The organism is Acidovorax sp. DMC1 (genome assembly GCF_056314325.1).
The window spans coordinates 76,157-93,795 of sequence record NZ_JBQUYO010000002.1; the positions used below are offsets into that span (position 1 = coordinate 76,157).

The 17,639-nt window shown below is 62.6% G+C and carries 19 protein-coding genes; 12 read left to right on the forward strand and 7 right to left on the reverse strand.

The window, feature by feature from the left end; translation table 11 throughout:
* Positions 1-40 precede the first annotated feature (40 nt).
* From ACT531_RS04755 to bioB, 6 genes are all read left to right on the forward strand, one after another.
* Positions 41-604: a hypothetical protein gene (locus ACT531_RS04755; protein ID WP_476016666.1), complete on the forward strand. Its 564-nt coding sequence runs from the start codon at positions 41-43 to the stop codon at positions 602-604.
* A 22-nt stretch (positions 605-626) separates the two neighbouring features.
* Positions 627-2,675 carry an acetyl-CoA carboxylase biotin carboxylase subunit gene (locus ACT531_RS04760; RefSeq protein WP_476016667.1) on the forward strand — a complete coding sequence of 683 codons (2,049 nt, stop codon included), beginning with the start codon at positions 627-629 and terminating at the stop codon, positions 2,673-2,675.
* Between the two features lie 110 nt (positions 2,676-2,785).
* Entirely contained in the window at positions 2,786-3,256 is a 471-nt protein-coding gene (locus tag ACT531_RS04765) for a VOC family protein (protein ID WP_060987719.1), read from the forward strand.
* 21 nt (positions 3,257-3,277) lie between these two features.
* Positions 3,278-3,655: a hypothetical protein gene (locus tag ACT531_RS04770; protein WP_476016668.1), complete on the forward strand. Its 378-nt coding sequence runs from the start codon at positions 3,278-3,280 to the stop codon at positions 3,653-3,655.
* A 90-nt stretch (positions 3,656-3,745) separates the two neighbouring features.
* Positions 3,746-4,135, forward strand: a complete 390-nt coding sequence (locus ACT531_RS04775; RefSeq protein WP_291446660.1) for a phosphopantetheine adenylyltransferase — start codon at positions 3,746-3,748, stop codon at positions 4,133-4,135.
* A 353-nt stretch (positions 4,136-4,488) separates the two neighbouring features.
* A complete protein-coding gene (gene bioB, locus ACT531_RS04780; protein ID WP_295938656.1) occupies positions 4,489-5,532 on the forward strand; it encodes a biotin synthase BioB in 1,044 nt (347 codons plus the stop codon).
* Positions 5,533-5,557: 25 nt separating this feature from the next.
* Here bioB and ACT531_RS04785 read toward each other — a convergent pair whose 3' ends face one another.
* The 7 genes from ACT531_RS04785 to ACT531_RS04815 form a co-directional block, all read right to left on the reverse strand.
* On the reverse strand, positions 5,558-6,748 hold the full coding sequence (locus ACT531_RS04785) for a response regulator (protein WP_209819665.1): 1,191 nt from the start codon (positions 6,746-6,748) through the stop codon (positions 5,558-5,560).
* Positions 6,741-9,827: a hybrid sensor histidine kinase/response regulator gene (locus ACT531_RS04790; RefSeq protein WP_476016669.1), complete on the reverse strand. Its 3,087-nt coding sequence runs from the start codon at positions 9,825-9,827 to the stop codon at positions 6,741-6,743. Before ACT531_RS04790 ends, ACT531_RS04785 begins: the two co-directional genes overlap by 8 nt.
* 27 nt (positions 9,828-9,854) lie before the next feature.
* Positions 9,855-10,391 carry a putative pterin-binding protein gene (locus ACT531_RS04795; protein ID WP_476016670.1) on the reverse strand — a complete coding sequence of 179 codons (537 nt, stop codon included), beginning with the start codon at positions 10,389-10,391 and terminating at the stop codon, positions 9,855-9,857.
* A 139-nt stretch (positions 10,392-10,530) separates the two neighbouring features.
* Positions 10,531-10,896 (reverse strand): carboxymuconolactone decarboxylase family protein, encoded by a 366-nt coding sequence (locus ACT531_RS04800; protein ID WP_015014125.1) that lies wholly within the window; start codon positions 10,894-10,896, stop codon positions 10,531-10,533.
* A 65-nt stretch (positions 10,897-10,961) separates the two neighbouring features.
* Entirely contained in the window at positions 10,962-11,153 is a 192-nt protein-coding gene (locus tag ACT531_RS04805) for a YgaP family membrane protein (protein WP_015014124.1), read from the reverse strand.
* An 85-nt stretch (positions 11,154-11,238) separates the two neighbouring features.
* Complete coding sequence (locus tag ACT531_RS04810) at positions 11,239-11,619, reverse strand: rhodanese-like domain-containing protein (RefSeq protein ID WP_476016671.1); 381 nt, start codon at positions 11,617-11,619, stop codon at positions 11,239-11,241.
* Positions 11,620-11,665: 46 nt separating this feature from the next.
* Positions 11,666-12,526, reverse strand: a complete 861-nt coding sequence (locus tag ACT531_RS04815; RefSeq protein ID WP_476016672.1) for an MBL fold metallo-hydrolase — start codon at positions 12,524-12,526, stop codon at positions 11,666-11,668.
* Positions 12,527-12,626: 100 nt separating this feature from the next.
* Here ACT531_RS04815 and ACT531_RS04820 point away from each other — a divergent pair, with 100 nt between their 5' ends.
* The 6 genes from ACT531_RS04820 to ACT531_RS04845 form a co-directional block, all read left to right on the forward strand.
* Positions 12,627-12,962: an ArsR/SmtB family transcription factor gene (locus tag ACT531_RS04820; RefSeq protein ID WP_060984746.1), complete on the forward strand. Its 336-nt coding sequence runs from the start codon at positions 12,627-12,629 to the stop codon at positions 12,960-12,962.
* On the forward strand, positions 12,956-13,387 hold the full coding sequence (locus ACT531_RS04825) for a YeeE/YedE family protein (RefSeq protein WP_476016673.1): 432 nt from the start codon (positions 12,956-12,958) through the stop codon (positions 13,385-13,387). Before ACT531_RS04820 ends, ACT531_RS04825 begins: the two co-directional genes overlap by 7 nt.
* Before the next feature lie 32 nt (positions 13,388-13,419).
* Positions 13,420-13,869: a DUF6691 family protein gene (locus tag ACT531_RS04830; protein WP_476016674.1), complete on the forward strand. Its 450-nt coding sequence runs from the start codon at positions 13,420-13,422 to the stop codon at positions 13,867-13,869.
* Position 13,870: 1 nt separating this feature from the next.
* Positions 13,871-14,227 (forward strand): protein tyrosine phosphatase family protein, encoded by a 357-nt coding sequence (locus ACT531_RS04835; RefSeq protein WP_476016675.1) that lies wholly within the window; start codon positions 13,871-13,873, stop codon positions 14,225-14,227.
* 16 nt (positions 14,228-14,243) lie between these two features.
* Positions 14,244-15,947 (forward strand): SulP family inorganic anion transporter, encoded by a 1,704-nt coding sequence (locus ACT531_RS04840; RefSeq protein ID WP_476016676.1) that lies wholly within the window; start codon positions 14,244-14,246, stop codon positions 15,945-15,947.
* A 227-nt stretch (positions 15,948-16,174) separates the two neighbouring features.
* Positions 16,175-17,639 (forward strand): M10 family metallopeptidase (locus ACT531_RS04845; RefSeq protein WP_476016677.1); only part of this gene is annotated, 1,465 nt, incomplete at its 3' end.

Below are 17,639 nucleotides of genomic sequence, written 5' to 3' on the forward strand. Positions count from 1 at the left end.
TGACCGGCTTGGGCGTATTGCACTTTCCGAGAGCTTTCACATGCGCGAATTCCTGTACAGCGAAATCGCTGTGCAGTACCACCTGCGAAATGTTCCGGAAAAGGCTCGAATCGACGTTGCAGTCGAAGCCGGCTCCAAGCTTTGTAGTCAGCTGCTCGAGCCGCTTCAAAAACGATTTGGGCGAATTCATGTTCGGTCTGGCTATCGAAGCTTGGAAGTGAATGCTGCAGGTGTTGAAAAACACAACTGCGCGGCGGACAACCGTGGATTTCACACTTGGGACCATCCAAGCGAAAGCAATGGAATCGGTGCGACCGCGTGCATCAGCGTTCCTAGTATTTCAAGAGCAGTTCTTGCCGAAATCTGTCCCTACGAAGCAATCGCTTGGTGGATTCACGACAACCTGCCCGAATGGAGTCATTTGGAATTCTTTGCAACACCAGAGCATTCCAATGAGGTGTGTTTCAACATTGGCTGGCTTGCGCAGCCATTGAAAACCATGACTACCTGGCGAGGTGGACCAAAAGCGCTACACAAGCGCATCCCGTCGGTCGAGGAGAGAGCCGTGTCTTCTCAGTCGTTATTGAATGCCTGCGGCATCTAAGCCGTAGATGGAGGAGTTCTTTATGTTTACGAAAATCCTGATCGCCAACCGTGGCGAAATCGCCTGCCGTGTCATCGCCACCGCCCGCAAGATGGGCATCAAAACCGTCGCCGTCTACTCCGACGCCGACAAGGAAGCCCGCCACGTCAAGCTGGCCGACGAGGCTGTGCACATTGGCGCCGCGCCCTCGCGCGAGTCCTACCTGCTGGCCGACAAGATCATTGCGGCCTGCAAGCAGACCGGCGCGCAAGCGGTGCACCCCGGCTATGGCTTCCTCTCTGAGAACGAAGCCTTCGCCAAGCGCTGCGAAGACGAGGGCATTGCCTTCATCGGCCCCAAGGCGCATTCGATTGCGGCCATGGGCGACAAGATCGCGTCCAAGAAGCTCGCCAACGAGGCCAAGGTCAACACCATCCCTGGCTACAACGATGCGATTGCAGGCCCCGAGCAGGCGGTGGAAATCGCCAAGGGCATCGGCTACCCCGTGATGATCAAGGCCTCGGCCGGCGGCGGCGGCAAGGGCCTGCGTGTGGCGTTCAACGACAAGGAAGCGTTTGAAGGCTTTGCCAGCTGCCAGAACGAAGCCCGCAACAGCTTTGGCGACGACCGCATCTTCATCGAGAAGTTTGTGCAGGAGCCGCGCCACATCGAGATTCAGGTGCTGGGCGACAGCCACGGCAATGTGATCTATCTGAATGAGCGCGAGTGCTCCATCCAGCGCCGCCACCAGAAGGTGATCGAAGAGGCGCCGTCGCCCTTCATCAGCGACGCCACCCGCAAGGCCATGGGCGAGCAGGCGGTGGCGCTGGCCAAGGCCGTCAAGTACCAATCCGCAGGTACTGTGGAATTTGTGGTCGGCAAGGACCAGGATTTCTACTTCCTCGAAATGAACACCCGCCTGCAGGTGGAGCACCCGGTGACGGAATGCATCACCGGACTGGACTTGGTGGAGCTGATGATCCGCGTGGCCGCAGGCGAGAAGCTGCCTTTGAGCCAAGCGGATGTGAAACGCGACGGCTGGGCCATCGAGTGCCGCATCAACGCCGAAGACCCGTTCCGCAACTTCCTGCCATCCACCGGTCGCCTGGTGCGCTTTCAGCCGCCGGAGGAAACCATGTTTCAGTCCGACACCAGCAAGAAGCTGGGCGTGCGGGTGGACACGGGCGTGTACGAGGGCGGCGAGATCCCGATGTACTACGACTCGATGATCGCCAAGCTCATCGTGCACGGCACGGACCGCAATGACGCGATTGCCAAGATGCGCGCAGCGCTCAACGGCTTTGTGATTCGCGGCATCAGCAGCAACATCCCGTTCCAGGCCGCGCTGCTGGCGCACCCCAAGTTTGTGACGGGCGACTTCAACACCGGCTTTATCGCCGAGAACTACGGCAAGGGCTTCCACGCCGAAGACGTGCCGCACAGCGACCCGCTGTTTTTGGTGGCGCTGGCTGCCTACATGAACCGCCGCTACCGCGCTCGCGCTTCGGGCATCAGCGGGCAATTGGCTGGGCATGAGGTGAAGGTGGGCGAGCAGTTTGTCGTGGTGACGCTGGGCGCCGAAGGGCAGAACCAGCACCACGAAGTCACGGTCTCTGACTTTGAAGACAAATCGGGCTCTAGCTCAGTATCTGTAGGCGGCAACAGCTATCAGATCAGTAGCAATGCCACGCTGGGCCAGATCCGCGTGCAGGGCGCGTGCAATGGTCAGGGCTTCACTGCCCAGGTGGAGCGCGGTGTGGGCAAGAACCCGCTGGCGCTGCGCATTGCGCACAACGGCACGCAGATCGACGCGCTGGTGCTGTCGCCGCTGGGCGCCCGCCTGCACAAGCTGATGCCCTTCAAGGCGCCGCCAGACCTGTCCAAGTTCCTGCTCTCGCCCATGCCCGGTTTGCTGGTGGATGTGGCGGTGCAGCCCGGCCAGAAGGTGCAGGCGGGTGAGAAGCTGGCTGTGATCGAAGCCATGAAGATGGAGAACATCCTCTTCGCCGCGCAGGACGGCGTGGTGGGCAAGATCGTGGCGGGCAAGGGCGAGTCGCTGGCGGTCGATCAGGTGATCCTGGAATTCCAGTGATCCCAAGGGCCCGACAGTCCATCTGGAGGGGCCTTGCGCCCCTTTTTTAGTCTTTTTGGCCGCTAGCGCTAGAGGAATATGCGCTGGCAGCTATCAAATCAGGAGTAATCATGAGCACGACCCCACGCCCCTTCAAGGTCCTGGGCATCCAGCAAGTCGCCATTGGCGGCACCGACAAACAGCGGATGAAGACGCTGTGGGTGGACATGCTGGGCCTGGAGCAGACCGGCACCTTCCAGAGCGAGCGCGAGAACGTGGACGAAGACATCCTGGCCATGGGCAAGGGCGCCTTCAAGGTGGAGGTGGACATCATGCAGCCGCTGGACATCGAGAAAAAGCCAGCCGTGCACACCACGCCGCTCAACCACATCGGCCTGTGGATCGACGACCTGCCCAAGGCTGTGGAATGGCTCACTGCCAAGGGCGTGCGCTTTGCCCCCGGTGGCATCCGCAAGGGCGCTGCGGGCTACGACATCACGTTCTTGCACCCCAAGAGCAATGACGAGTTTCCGATTGCCGGTGAGGGCGTGCTGATCGAGCTGGTGCAGGCCCCGGCGGATGTGATTGCGGCACTGGGCTGAACGGCGCGATCACCAACTCCCGTGCATTCCGTGTTTTCACTGCAGCGTGCGCTTCGGGTCGGCACCAGGGTGTGTGCCGCGCTCGTGTTGGCGCTGGCAGGGCAAGGGGCCGAAGCCGCAGGCGGCACTGGCGCCTATCCGCTCGATTGGGGCAGGGCGGGGGAAACCTTGCAGTACCGGTCCTGCGGCTGCGCAGACCGCTGCTGGGTGGCGGAAGTGAAACACCAGCGGTCTCGCAAGACGCTGGCCACGCTGCGTTGCGACTGCGAACGCTTGTTCGCTCGGGTCGGCACCAGCGGTCCGGAGGTGGAGCGCAGCCCCACATGCTCTGCAATCGACGATGGGGTCAACAAGCCCCGCGCCATCCGCGAGGCGCTGGAGCAGATGCTGGGGCGCTGAACCGCGCGGTGTCCATGACCGGGCACGTCATGGTCGTCGGCCCCGACGGGGGCTACAACAGCGGCACCTTGTCTTTGGTGTCGCCTGCCCATGCAAAAAATTGCTTCTCTGGCCCTGATGCTCGCAGGTGCCATCCACCTGATTCCGTTGCTCGGCGTATTCGGCGCTGCGCCACTGGCCAGCCTCTACGGCACGACCCCTTCTGATCCGAACACCCTCATCCTGTTGCGCCACCGTGCCGTGCTGTTTGGCATTGTGGGTGGTATCTGCATGGGGGCGGCGTTCAAGCCTGCCTACCAGTGGCTGGGGCTGACTGTGGGCGCGGTCAGTGTTCTCTCGTTCCTGCTGCTGGCGTGGTCCACCGGCGGCTTCAACCTGCATTTGCAGCGCGTTGTGGTGGCTGACGGGCTGGCATTGGCGTGCCTGGTTGCAGGCGCTGTGGCCAGACTGCGGTCCGAGCGGGACCCGGCCTGCATCTAACTTGGTCTAACTTCGGGCCGCGCAAGCGGGCCCCGGCTGCAAGATGCAAGCCAAAGCCGCCCGTTGGGAGCATGTTGTGAGGGCGGGTTTTGCCGCTGTTTTAACGTGCTCTCTACAGCGGCCAACGGCCGCCTTTTTCTGCGTTTTGTCCGGAAAGATCGGGGCAGTTGTGGGCCTAAAAACAGTGGCACCTTTTGTGACCATGTTGAGGGCAATTGCACCAAAATCTCCTTCAAAATCATGGCGATAGCGACGCAGGGTGGCTCTTTGGAACACCGTGATGTGGCGCTTTGTGTGATCACTGATGCAATCCCTGGTGCTTGCAGCAGCAGGCTCTCGAAAGGAATCCACCCATGGCCAATGCAACCCTCTCCGCCCCCCAGCCCATCCAGATCCATCGCCCCGTCCCTGCGCCGGCCGTGCAGGGTGAGTGGTCGGTCGAGGCCATCCAGGCGCTGCTCGACAAGCCGTTGATGGACCTGCTGTTTGAGGCGCAAACCGTGCACCGCCAGCACTGGCCGGCAGGCGACATCGAGTTAGCCACACTGCTGTCGGTGAAAACCGGTGGCTGCCCTGAAAACTGCGGCTACTGCCCGCAGGCGGCCGAGTTCGACACGGGCGTGAAAGCCGAAAAACTCATGGAAGTGGAGGAGGTGGTGCGTGCCGCCCAGGCCGCCAAGGACGCTGGCGCCACGCGCTTTTGCATGGGCGCCGCTTGGCGTGCGCCCAAGGACCGCGACATTGAAAAAGTCAGCGCCCTGATCGGTGCCGTAAAAGGCCTGGGCTTGCAGACCTGCGCCACGCTGGGCATGCTCGAATCGCACCAGGCGCAGGCGCTCAAAGACGCCGGGCTGGACTACTACAACCACAACCTGGACACCGCGCCCGAGTACTACACCGACGTGGTGAGCACCCGCGCTTACCAGGACCGGCTGGACACGCTGCAGAACGTGCGCAACGCGGGCATCAGCGTGTGCTGCGGTGGCATTGTGGGCATGGGCGAGGCGCCGGTGCACCGTGCGGGCCTGATTGCGCAGCTGGCCAACCTGCAGCCGTACCCCGAGTCGGTGCCCATCAACAGCCTGGTGCGCGTGCCCGGCACGCCGTTGGCCGACAGCGAACCTATCGACCCGTTGGACTTCGTGCGCGTGATTGCGGTGGCCCGCATCACCATGCCCAAGGCGCGCGTGCGCCTGTCGGCCGGGCGCCAGCAGATGGGTGAAGCGGTGCAGGCGCTGTGCTTCATGGCCGGGGCCAATTCCATCTTTTATGGCGACAAGCTGCTGGTGACGGGCAACCCCGATGTGGATGCCGATGTGCAACTGCTGGCCAAGCTGGGGCTGAACGGGCACCGCACAACGACCACCACCCTGGACGGGCACAGCCACAGCGCTTGAGGCCCCCCGCGCAGGGCACAGCCACTCAAAGCGGCTCTTCGCGCGAAGTCAGTTCGATGCGTTCCATGGGCAGATCGGCGGCCAGCCGGTCCACCTCGGCCAGCCGCGCGGGTTCGGCGTCGGCAAACTGCTGGGCGATGCGCCGGAACTCCTCGGACAAGGTCAGGAAGGCATCGACCATGTCGGGGTCGAAGTGGCTGCCCCGGCCATCGCGGATGATCTCTACTGCCTGCTCGTGGGAGTAGGCGGGCTTGTAGACGCGTTCGGAGATCAGTGCGTCATACACATCGGCCACGGCCATCAGCCGCGCAGACAGCGGGATGGTGTTGCCCACCAGGCCCTCGGGGTAGCCTGAGCCGTCCCATTTCTCCTGGTGGCTGTAGGCGATCTCCTTGGCGTACCGGAAGAACGGGTTGTCCTGTGTGGTGCCCGTCTCGGCCGCGATGATGGCGTCGCGCCCCAGGGTGGTGTGCGTCTTCATGATCTCGAACTCTTCGGGCGTGAGCTTGCCGGGCTTCAGCAGGATGCGGTCCGGGATTCCCACCTTGCCAATGTCGTGCAGCGGGGCGGACTTGAAGATAGTCTCGATGGCGGCGTCGGTCAGCTCATCCTTGAAGCGCGGGTGGTTTTGCAGGTGGCGGGCCAGCGTCTCCATGTAATGCTGCGTGCGCCGGATGTGGTTGCCGGTTTCGTTGTCGCGCGTTTCGGCCAGCGAGGCCATGGCGCGGATGGTGGCGTCCTGCAGCTCGGCCATGGCGCGCGTGCGGTTGGCCACCTCTTGCTCCAGAAAATGGTTGTGCTGGGCCAGAAAGTCGCGCGCGCGCTTGAGCTGCAGGTGGTTGCGCACCCGTGCCATCACGATGGCGGGGTTGATGGGCTTGGTGATGTAGTCCACCGCACCCAGCTCCAGGCCAATGCTCTCGTCCTCGGCCGCGCTCATGGCGGTGAGGAAGATCACGGGGATGTCTTCAGTGTCGGGGTTGAACTGCAGGCGGCGCAGTACCTCGTAGCCGTCCATGTCCGGCATCATGATGTCCAGCAGGATCAGATCGGGCTTGCTGTCGCCTGCCACGATCTGCAGCGCACGCTCACCACTGGGCGCGAGTTTGACCTTGTAGTCGGTGCGCAGGAGGTCGCTCATCAGCGAGAGGTTGTCGGGCGTATCGTCTACGACCAGCACCGTGCATTTGCCGCTGGGTGCGAATGGGCTATTCATGAACCGGGTCCTCCTTGTAATCATGGTGTGCGATGGGGGCCTGCCGCAGTATGGCCAGTGCCTCCACAAAGTCATAGCTGTCCAGCGACCGTTTCATCTGGCCATACGCGGGCCCGAGCAGGGTTTGCAGGGCGGGCGCGGAGTCCTTGAAGATTTCGATGGCGTCGGAATCGTCGTCGGACAGCAGGGCGTCGAGCTGCGCCACCAGCGCACGCGCAGCCGGTGCGTCGATCTGTAGGCCAGGACCAGTGTCCGCGTCCGCAACTTCCTCTGCGGGCAGGGCTTGCTGCAGCGCTGTGACCAGTGCCCGGCATGCTGCTTCCACGGGCTCCAGCAATGGCTCTGTCAGTTCGGGTGAGGTCTTCTGGGCGATGGCTTCTTCCGCCCGTTGCGCCAGGGCAGCGAGTGCACTGGCGCCGATGGTGCCGGCTGTGCCTTTGAGTGTGTGCATGGCGCGCTGGGCTTCGTCGTGCTGCCCGGCGGCCAGGGCCGTGCGCGTGGCCTGTACGGCATGTGCTTGCCCCGCCACGAACTTGCGCAGCAGGCCCTCGTACGCGGGGCGTTTGTCCAGCACGCGCCGCAGGCCGGCGGTCACGTCCAGCCCTGGGATGTGGCGCAATGCGTCATCGGCAGAAGGCGCGGGGGCGGTGTGGGGCGGTGCTTGCGGGTTATCTGCGTCACCCGCTGGCTGCCCTTGAAGTTCGGCGTTGAGGCGGTCTGCCGCAGCCGCGCCGGTGGCCCTTGGGGCAATCCATTGCAGCAGCGCGGCAAACAGTTCGTCCGGGTCGATGGGTTTGGCCAAGTGGCCGTTCATGCCCGCCTCCAGGCACAGGTCGCGGTCGCGGCTCATGGCGTTGGCTGTCATGGCCAGCACGGGCAACTGGGCCCAGGCGGGGTTTTGGCGCAGGTGCCGGGTGGCGGTCAGGCCGTCCATCACGGGCATTTGCATGTCCATCAGCACCAGGTCGTAAGGGGTTTGGGCGAGCATGTCCAGCGCCACCTGCCCGTTCTGGGCCACATCCACGACCAAGCCCGCGCCGCTCAGCAGCTCGGCACCCACCTGCTGGTTCAGGTCGTTGTCGTCCACCAGCAGCACCCGTGCGCCCGCAATGGCAGAAAGGTGTGCAGCGCGCCGAGGTGCCTGTGCGGCACGCCCGTCGGACGACCAGGCCTGTCCGCCCAGTGCCTGCATGGCGGCGTCAAACAGTTGCGAGGGGCTGACGGGCTTGGACAGCATCAGTTGCAGCCCGGCGCGTTCTAGCTCGCTTTGCACGTCGTCGCGGCCAGCAGCGGTCACGATGACCGTGTGGGGTGGGTGCGGCAGCTGGGCGAGTGCGCGGTGGGTGTCAAACCCGTCCATGCCGGGCATCTTCCAGTCCACGAATGCAATCTCACAAGGGCGACCGGCCTGTTCGGCAGCGCGGGCCTGGGCCACGGCCTCCTCTCCGGAAGAGGCCGTGGTGACCGTAAAGCTCATGCGGGCCAGCATCTCGCCCAGGATGTGCCGGGCCTGTTCGCTGTCGTCCACCACCAAGACATGACGCCCGCGCAGGTCGGGCGTGGGTAGCAGAGGCGCATGGCTTGGGTTGCCCAGCCCCAGACGGGCGGTAAACCAGAAGGTGCTGCCGGCCCCCGGCTGGCTTTGTACCCCCACTTCGCCCCCCATCAGCCCGGCCAGCTTCTTGGAGATGGCCAACCCCAGCCCGGTACCGCCGTATTTGCGCGTGGTGGAGGTGTCGGCCTGCTCGAACGACCGGAACAGCCGCGACTGCTGCTCGGTCGTCAGGCCGATGCCGGTGTCCTGCACCTCAAATCGCAGCAACACGCCGGTGTCGTCGCGCTCTGTTTCGGTGACGCGCACGATGATTTCCCCGGTGTCGGTGAACTTGACCGCGTTGTTGGCATAGTTCACCAGGATCTGCCCCAGGCGCAGCGGATCGCCGCGCAGGTCGTCGGGCAGTGCAGGGTCTACATCGAACAGCAGCTCCAGGCCCTTGTGGGCGCATTTGTCGCTGACCAGGTTGGCCACGTTGTCCAGCACGCCGCGCAGGTCAAAGTCCACGACCTCCACTTCGAGCTTGCCGGCTTCGATCTTGCTGAAGTCCAGGATGTCGTTGATCAGGCCCAGCAAGTGCTGGCCAGAGCGCTGGATCTTTTCCACATAGTCGCGCTGGCGCGGCGTGAGGTCGGTGCCCAGGGCCAGGTGGCTCATCCCGATCACCGCGTTCATGGGGGTGCGGATCTCGTGGCTCATGTTGGCCAGGAAGTCCGACTTCATCTGGGAGGCATCCTCGGCGCGGGCGCGGGCAATCTCCAGCTCGTCCTCGTGTTCGCGCAGGGCCGCGTTGACCTTTTGCAGCTCCACCGTGCGCTCCGCCACACGCGCCTCCAGCACCTCTTCATTGCGCTTGAGGGCCTCGACCAGCTCGCTCTGCGCTGCCATGGCCTGGGCCGTGGCCTTTTCGCGCTGCAAGAACTGCCGCGCCATGGCAAAAGCGAGCAAAAAGGTGAGCAGCGCCTGGAAGGCGGTGAGCCCGGTGGTCAACAAGGTCTGGTGCTTGACCTCGGCGTTGCGCGAGTCGCCCAGCAGGGCCGAAACGCGCGAAGCGCTGAGCGACAGCTCTTGCACCGTCTCGCGCAGCCCATCCAGCTCGATGCGCAGGCGCCGCATGTTGGTCTGGCTGGAGGTGGCGTCCACACTGGCGCCAAAGTAGCTGTCGCCTGCTGCCACAAACCGCTGCAGGGCGGCCAGCGCAGTGCTGTAGATGGGCTCGTCCTGCATCAGCGTGCGCGAGGTGCCGCTTTCCAGCGCGCTGAACCGGCTCAGGAACAGGTCGTAGCGCAGCTCCAGCTTGTCCATCGTGATGCTGGTGGGGTCCAGCTCGAACTGGTGCAGCGCGTGGTCCAGCTTTTCATACTCCACATTGAGCTGCAAGAACGACCACAGCGCATTCACATCACCGCGCCGCATGACGGCTTCCACACTGCGGTACTGGCCGTATTGCACCGCCGCAATGGCTACATAGGCCAGCACCAGCCCCGCAATGATGAGCCGCAGGATGTGTTGGCTGCGCAGCATACGGGTGGGCCGGGGCGGGGAGGGCGACTACCGGATGTGCAGTGCGTTGAGCTGCCAGGCCGCTCGGTTGTAGTACAGCTCGCTGCGCAACTCGGCCTTGGTATCAAACGGGTACACGATGAACAGCGGGCCTTTTTCGCGGATGGGCATGGGCCGGTTGTTCATCAGGCGCGCCACGATCACGTCGTGTTTGGTGGCGTCGTCGGCCGGGATCTCGGTCTTGTAGTCATTGAGGGCCACTGCGGTGATCTTGGTGCCCTTGGCACCCACCACTGCCAGCACATCGCGGAGCAGGGGGCCTGTGAAAGTGACGGCGCTGGGGTACCAGGGGGTCTGGGTGGAGAAGCTATGCTGCGGCAGCTTCTCCAGCATCTTCATGTCGAACTGCGCCTGCGGGCCCCGGTTGGTCTGCGTGATGGCGCCGTCGATGGTGAGGATGACAGGGCCGGTGGGTGGCTCCAGTGCCTGCACGTTGCTCGCGGCCAGCAATGCCGCGCAGATGACCCCTGCGGCCCATGCCTTGGACAACACCCGTTCCAACCCATAACGACGATGAGATTGCATGGACACCCCCTCCTGTTTTGGTAACAGTCTCGCGGATAGATGCCCAAAATGTAAACCGATTTATCACCATCGGTTTGGCGGATGACCCGCCGGGGTGTCGAGCGTGCGACGGCAGCGGACGGATGGCAGGGCCGCTGCGTCAGGCTGCGGCGGGTGCGCTGGCTGCGGCCATGGTGTCCCAGGCCTTCAGGGCCTCGGCCGTGTACATGAGTGCAGGGCCGCCGCCCATGTAGACGCACACGGCCAACATTTCTTCCAGCTCTGCGCGGGTGGCACCGAGCTTTTGCAGTGCTTTGACATGAAAACCGATGCACCCGGAGCAGCGCTGGGTGACGCCGATGGCCAGGGCAATCAGCTCCTTGTGCTTGCTGGTCAACGCCCCTTCCGCCATGGAGGCCTGCGCAAGCTGCGCAAAGCCCCGCATGGCGTCAGGCTGAGCCTTGCGGAAGGTGGCCAGGCTTTCGTTGATGCCCTGGATCAGGCTGGTGTGGTCGAACGTACTCATGGAATGGTTCCTTGCTGGGGCCTTGCGGGCACCGGCCTCTGCGCGTGCCGGCGCCTGCCGGCGGTTTATTTCTTCATGGGACAGGTGTTGATGCCAAGCAGCGTGTAAGCCGGGCAGAAGCGGAACAGGCCGGTGGCCAGTGGCACCACGCCCAGCCATCCCCACCAGCCCACCGTGCCGGTGGCGGCCAGTGCGATCAGGACCAGGCCTGCCAAGACGCGCAGCACGCGGTCCACGGTTCCAACGTTGATGTTCATGATGATTTCCTTGCTCTGAGGTTATGGCCCGGGATGGGCCCTGCTTGCACAAGCGCAGCGAACGCGGAATGCGCTCTCTGCCCGGTCAGTCGAATGAGGGGGACGCAGGCGCCGCGACAGGCTTGCCTGCAGCCACCCAGGCGTCAAAGCCGCCAGCGATGGATTGCACCTGCAGATAGCCCATGTCGTGCATGGCGCGCGCGGCCAGTGCGGCACGGCCGCTGGTCTTGCAGTACAGCACCACCTTGAGGTCACGCGCGCTGAGTTCGGGTGTGCTGCTGAGGCGGAACTCCAGCACCCCGCGCGATGCGTGAATCGCGCCCGGGATGTGTCCTGCCTGGTATTCGTCCGCCTCTCGCACATCGATCAGCACGTCGGCGGTGCGGATGGCTTCGTCTGCTTGGTCCAGTGGGGCCTCCTGTACCAGGGCCTTGGCGGCGGTGACGAGATCGTGGGCTGTTTTCATGTCAGCGTTCCTGCGGTGGGTAGGGTGGTGCGGATGCGGCAGCGTGTCACAGCGCGTTGACGGGAATCTTGAGATAGGTCACGCCATTGGCTTCCGGCGGCGGCATTTCCCCCGCACGGATGTTGACCTGCACCGAGGGCAGGATCAGCACGGGTATCTCCAGCGTCGCGTCGCGCTGGGTGCGCAGCGCCACAAAGGCCTCTTCACTCACCCCGTCGTGCACATGGATGTTCTTGGCCCGCTGGTCGGCAACGGTGGTTTGCCACGCCACGGCGCGCCCTGCAGGGGGGTAGTCGTGGCACATGAATAGGCGGGTTTCATCCGGCAGGCTGAGCAGTTTGCGCACCGATTGGTAAAGCGTGTGGGCATTGCCGCCGGGGAAGTCGCAGCGCGCTGTGCCCACGTCGGGCATGAACAGGGTGTCGCCCACAAACACGGCGTCACCGACCTGGTAGGCCATGCAGGCGGGGGTATGGCCGGGCACTGCCAGCGCCTGGGCCTCCAGCTGGCCGATGTGGAACACCTCGTTGTCGTGCAGCAGCTGGTCGAACTGGCTGCCGTCCGGACGGAACTCGGGCTCCAGATGAAAGACTCTCTTGAACACGTCCTGCACCTGCGTGATGGACGCGCCAATGGCGATTTTTCCGCCCAGCTTGTCGCGAAGGTAGTGCGCGGCCGACAAATGGTCTGCATGGGCATGGGTTTCCAGAATCCATTGCACCGTCAATCCCTGACCTTGCACAAACGCGATGATCTTGTCGGCAGACCGTGTGCGGGTGCGGCCGGACTTCGGGTCGTAGTCCAGCACCGAATCCACCACCGCGCAGTGGCCACCAGGCTGATCGAACACCACATAGCTCACCGTCCAGGTGGCGTCATCAAAGAAGGCTTCTATCTGGGGTTTCATCGAAGGGCTCCGTATTTAATTTCGATATTTATAGTTTATTGACATATAGATTGTTAGTCAATAGAATATCAACATCGAATTTGAAAAGGAGCGCGCCACCATGCACGCAGAAGCACAAATGGACCTGGAAGCCTTGCGCAGGTCAGCCGACAGCGCTTGCCGCTTGATGAAGGTTTTGTCCAACCCCGACCGCCTCCTGCTGCTGTGCCAGCTGACGCAGGGCGAAAAGCGGGTGGGCGAACTGGAGGAGTTGGTGGGCATCTCCCAGCCCACCTTGTCCCAACAGCTGGGCGTATTGCGCGAGGAGGGCCTCGTCAACACCCGCCGCGAAGGCAAAAACATCTATTACGAGATCGCCAGCCCCCAGGCCCTGGCGGTGATGAACGTTCTGTTTGAACAATTTTGTGGCCCTGCCCAGGAGAGCAAACCATGCTGATCGATTGGACCCATTTCACCCCTTGGGCTGCCCTAGCCGGTGGCGTTTTGCTGGGCCTTGCCTCGGCGCTTTTTGTGCTCCTCAACGGGCGCATCCTGGGCATCAGCGGCATTGTGGGCGGGCTGCTGCGTCCCCGCGCGGGCGACATGGGCTGGCGCCTGGCTTTTGTGCTGGGCATGTTGGTGGCGCCTGGCCTTTACTGGTTGGTGTTTGGCCCCACGCAGCCGCGCATTGATGCGACCTGGAGCATGGTGGTGATCGCCGGCCTGCTGGTGGGGGTTGGCACCCGTTACGGATCGGGCTGCACCAGCGGCCACGGCGTGTGCGGACTCTCGCGCATGTCGCCCCGGTCTCTGGTGGCCACCCTGGCCTTCATGGGTGCCGGGTTCGTCACAGTCTTCCTCATCCGGCACGCGCTGGCTTGAACGCACCCCCATTCATCGGAGCATTGATCGCTATGAAAAATCGTATTTCGGAGTTTGTGGTGGGCCTGATTTTCGGATTGGGCCTGATCGTCTCGGGCATGACCGACCCGGCCAAGGTGCTGGGTTTTCTGGACCTGGCTGGCTTGTGGGACCCATCGCTGGCGTTTGTGATGGGCGGAGCCATTGCGGTGGGCGTCTTTGCCTTCGCCGTGGCCAAGAAGCGGACCACCAGTTTCCTGGGCGGCGCCATGCACTTGCCCACGTCGCGCGACATTGATCGCCGTCTGGTCGTCGGAAGCCTCATCTTTGGCGCGGGCTGGGGCATCGCCGGCTTTTGCCCGGGCCCAGCCATTGTTTCGGCGGGTGCGGGCCAGCCCAAAGCCATCGTGTTTGTGATCGCCATGCTGGCGGGCATGTGGCTGTTCGAACTGGCCGAACGCATGTCCCACCGCACCCCATCCACCCATACCGGAGCCCGCTGATATGCCGCTGCAAATCATTGCCTTGACCCCTGACTTCGCTGTGTCGCCGCAGCTGGCCACCACGGACTTTGCCGCTTTGGCCCAGCAGGGCTTCAAGACCATCATCAACAACCGGCCCGACGGGGAGGGCGGTGGCGCACAGCCCACCAGCCCTGAAATGGAGCGCGCTGCCACGGTGGCCGGGCTGCACTATGTGTATCTGCCCGTGGTCAGTGGCTCCATCACGCCGGAACAGGTGCAGGCCATGCACAAGGTCCTGATCGCTGCCCCCAAGCCCCTGTTGGCGTTTTGCCGTTCAGGTGCTCGGTCTGCACAGTTGTTCGGGCTGGCGCAGGACCTAGACGCCGACGCGTCCTGATCACCCAGGAACCCTCATGAACTTCATTCCTGGTTGGGTCCGCAACTACCAGAAGGCCTGGCTCTCCGGCGACATGGTTGCCGGCGTGATCGTGACTGTGATGCTGATCCCGCAGAGCCTGGCCTACGCGCTGTTGGCGGGCTTGCCCCCCGAAGTGGGCTTGTACGCCAGCATCCTGCCGATCATTGCCTATGCCGCGCTGGGGTCCAGCATGACGCTGGCCGTGGGCCCGGTGGCAGTCGCTTCGCTCATGACGGCGAGCGCCCTGCAGCCCCTGGCCGCCGCTGGATCGCCCGACTACGTGGCGCTGGCCATGTTGCTGTCGCTGCTGTCCGGGGGCATGTTGCTGCTGTTCGGGGTGTTGCGACTGGGTTTTCTGGCCCATTTTTTGAGCCATCCGGTGATCAGCGGTTTTATCTCTGGCTCGGCTGTGCTCATTGCTGTGGGGCAGATTAAGCACCTGCTGGGCGTGAAGGCTGGCGGCACCGATGTCTTTGACACCGTGGTTCAACTGGTCCACGCGGCGCCTGGCACCAACCTCGTCACGCTGGGAATTGGTGCGGGCAGCGTGTTGTTTCTGGTGCTGGCGCGCAAGTCCTTTTCCCCATGGCTGGTTCGCCTGGGTGCCAGTCCGCGCCTGGCGGATATCGCATCCAAGCTGGCGCCCATGTTGGCCGTGATGGTGTCCACCGCCTTGGTCGCCGCCATGCGCTGGGACCAGACGGCGGGGGTCAGCATTGTGGGCACGGTGCCCCAAGGCCTGCCGCAACTCGGGTTGCCGGCGGTTTCGATGGCGTCTGTGGGCTCGCTGTGGTTGCCTGCGCTGTTGATCTCACTGGTGGGCTTTGTCGAAAGCGTGTCGGTGGCGCAATCGCTGGCGCTCAAGCGTCAGCAGCGCATTCAGCCCAACCGGGAACTCCTGGGCCTGGGGGCTGCCAACGTTGCCAGCGCGCTGTCGGGTGGGTTTCCCGTCACGGGCGGCTTTGCGCGCTCGGTCGTCAATTTTGCGGCCGGGGCCAACACGCCCTTGGCAGGTGTCATTTCTGCAGTGCTGATGGGTGCGGTGATTGCCGCGTTGACAGGGGTGTTTCACTATTTGCCCCACGCGGTGCTGGCAGCCACCATCATCGTGGCAGTGGTGTCCCTGATCGACGTCGAGACACTGCGCGAGGCTTGGCACTACGACAAGGCCGACGCCATGGCCTTGCTGGCCACTGCAGGAGGTGTGGTCGCTTTTGGCGTGGAAGTCGGCATTTTGATGGGAGTGGCGTTGTCGCTCGGCACATTGGTGTGGCGCAGCAGCCATCCGCACATTGCGGTGGTGGGGCGCGTGCCAGGCACGGAGCACTTTCGCAACGTGACCCGTCACACGGTGGAAACAGAGCCCGGCCTGATTGCTGTACGGGTGGATGAAAGCCTTCATTTCGCAAACGCCGAAGCACTGCAGGACAGGATAGAAAGTCTTGTTGCCTCACTGCCCGGCACGCGTCATGTGCTTCTAGTGTGCTCTGCCATCAACCAGATCGACACCACTGCGCTTGGCATACTGACCGATCTCAACATAAGCCTGATGCGACACGGTGTCTTGCTTTTCTTCTCTGAAATCAAGGGCCCTGTCCTGGACCGGCTAAACGGAACGGTACTGGGTAAAACCCTACAAGGTCGGGTTTTCCTAAGTACACACGAGGCTTTCGAGTTTGCTCGTCATCAGACACGTTGACGCCAATTTTTCTACCGCGAGTGGGCTTTTTCTGCGCGGGGCGCTTACGGCGTTTCGAATGCAGCCTCTGAGGATGCGCTTCCAAAAATATCGGTCGTAGACTGTCTCGATAGGACCAGCAAGCCCTTTGGCGGATGCGCAGATATTTCTTGCTCAATCGGGCGAATGCAGTTAAGCGCACTGGCGCTATTCGATAATCTGAGCAATTCTGAATTTTTGGTGCAGACATGAGCAGCCCGTCTCCTTCGCTTTTTTACGTTCCGCTGTATCCCACTGACAGCAACGATGCATTGATAGCTGCACAGCCTGATGGAGCTGCGTTTGGCCAAAGCTATTCAGGGGGCGGCAACGGTATCGGGGCCAGCGTCTTGGGGGTGTATCAGTTCGATCCGTCAACAGAAATCGGCGACTTCTCGATTGAGGGGCTCTCAGTTCGCAATCTAGCTGGGGGTCAGAAGTGGGGTATCGAAGGGGTTGGCAACGGCGTGTCCCTGACTTACAGCTTCCTTGTGCAGGGTACCTCAATCTATAACGAGAACGAGGGGAACAGCGGTGTCACCTCGTCCTTTGATCCCGCACAGAAAACGGCCGCGCAGTCGGCCATGCAGAAATATGCCAATGTGGCCAACCTCAACTTTTCGCAAGTAACTGACACAGCTACCTCTGCTGGCGACATTCGCTGGGGCAACTCGGATTTACCTTCGACGGCGCTCGCGTACTTTCCATCGACATTGGGTAGCGGGGGGAACGTATGGTTTGGTACGGCCTATAGCGACTATCAGAATCCTGTGGTGGGTGGTTATGGATACCACACGTTCATTCATGAGCTCGGCCACGCCATGGGCCTGAATCACCCCCATACTTCTACGACGAACACTCCCGTTCCGGGGCACGATGTGCTGCAGTACTCCATCATGAGCTACCGTGGCTACGTGGGGCAATCGTTAGGTTCTGGTTACAACCTGAGCTACTTCCCGACAACGCCGATGATCGACGACGTTGCTGCGTTGCAGGCCATGTACGGCGCCAATATGGCCTACAAGGCAACGAATACCGTCTACTCATGGAGCGCGGGTGCCCAGATATTCGAAACCATCTGGGATGCTGGTGGAATAGACCACATCGACGCATCCAATCAGACACAAGGCGCCATCATCAATTTGCGCCCCGGCACTTTGTCTTCCATTGGTGCTTCCATCTGGAATGGCAGCTTTAATTTGCGGGATACGCTTGGCATTGCCTACGGTGTGGTAATCGAGAACGCCACCGGTACAGGTTACTCCGATGTTATTTATGGAAATGCGGTAGCCAATGTGTTAACTGGAGGTGCTGGGAACGACACTTTAGAAGGTGGTGCTGGCAATGACACGGTCATTGGCGGTGCTGGCACTGACACCATCGTGCTGGCTGGCGCCGGTAGCGCTTACGCAGTCTCCCTGCCTGCCGCTACAGAAGTTGTTCTCACCGGCAACGGGCAGACGGTGACTGCACGCGATGCTGAACTTTTCCAGTTCACAGACGGCACCAAAACATTGAACGAACTCCTCGGTAACGTGCCGACCCCCGGTCCAGATCAAATCACCGGTACGCCCGATGCCGATGCCATCAATGCACTGGCGGGAAACGACTGGGTTATCGGTCTCGACGGCAACGACACTCTGATCGGCGGGACGGGCAACGACACGTTGGAAG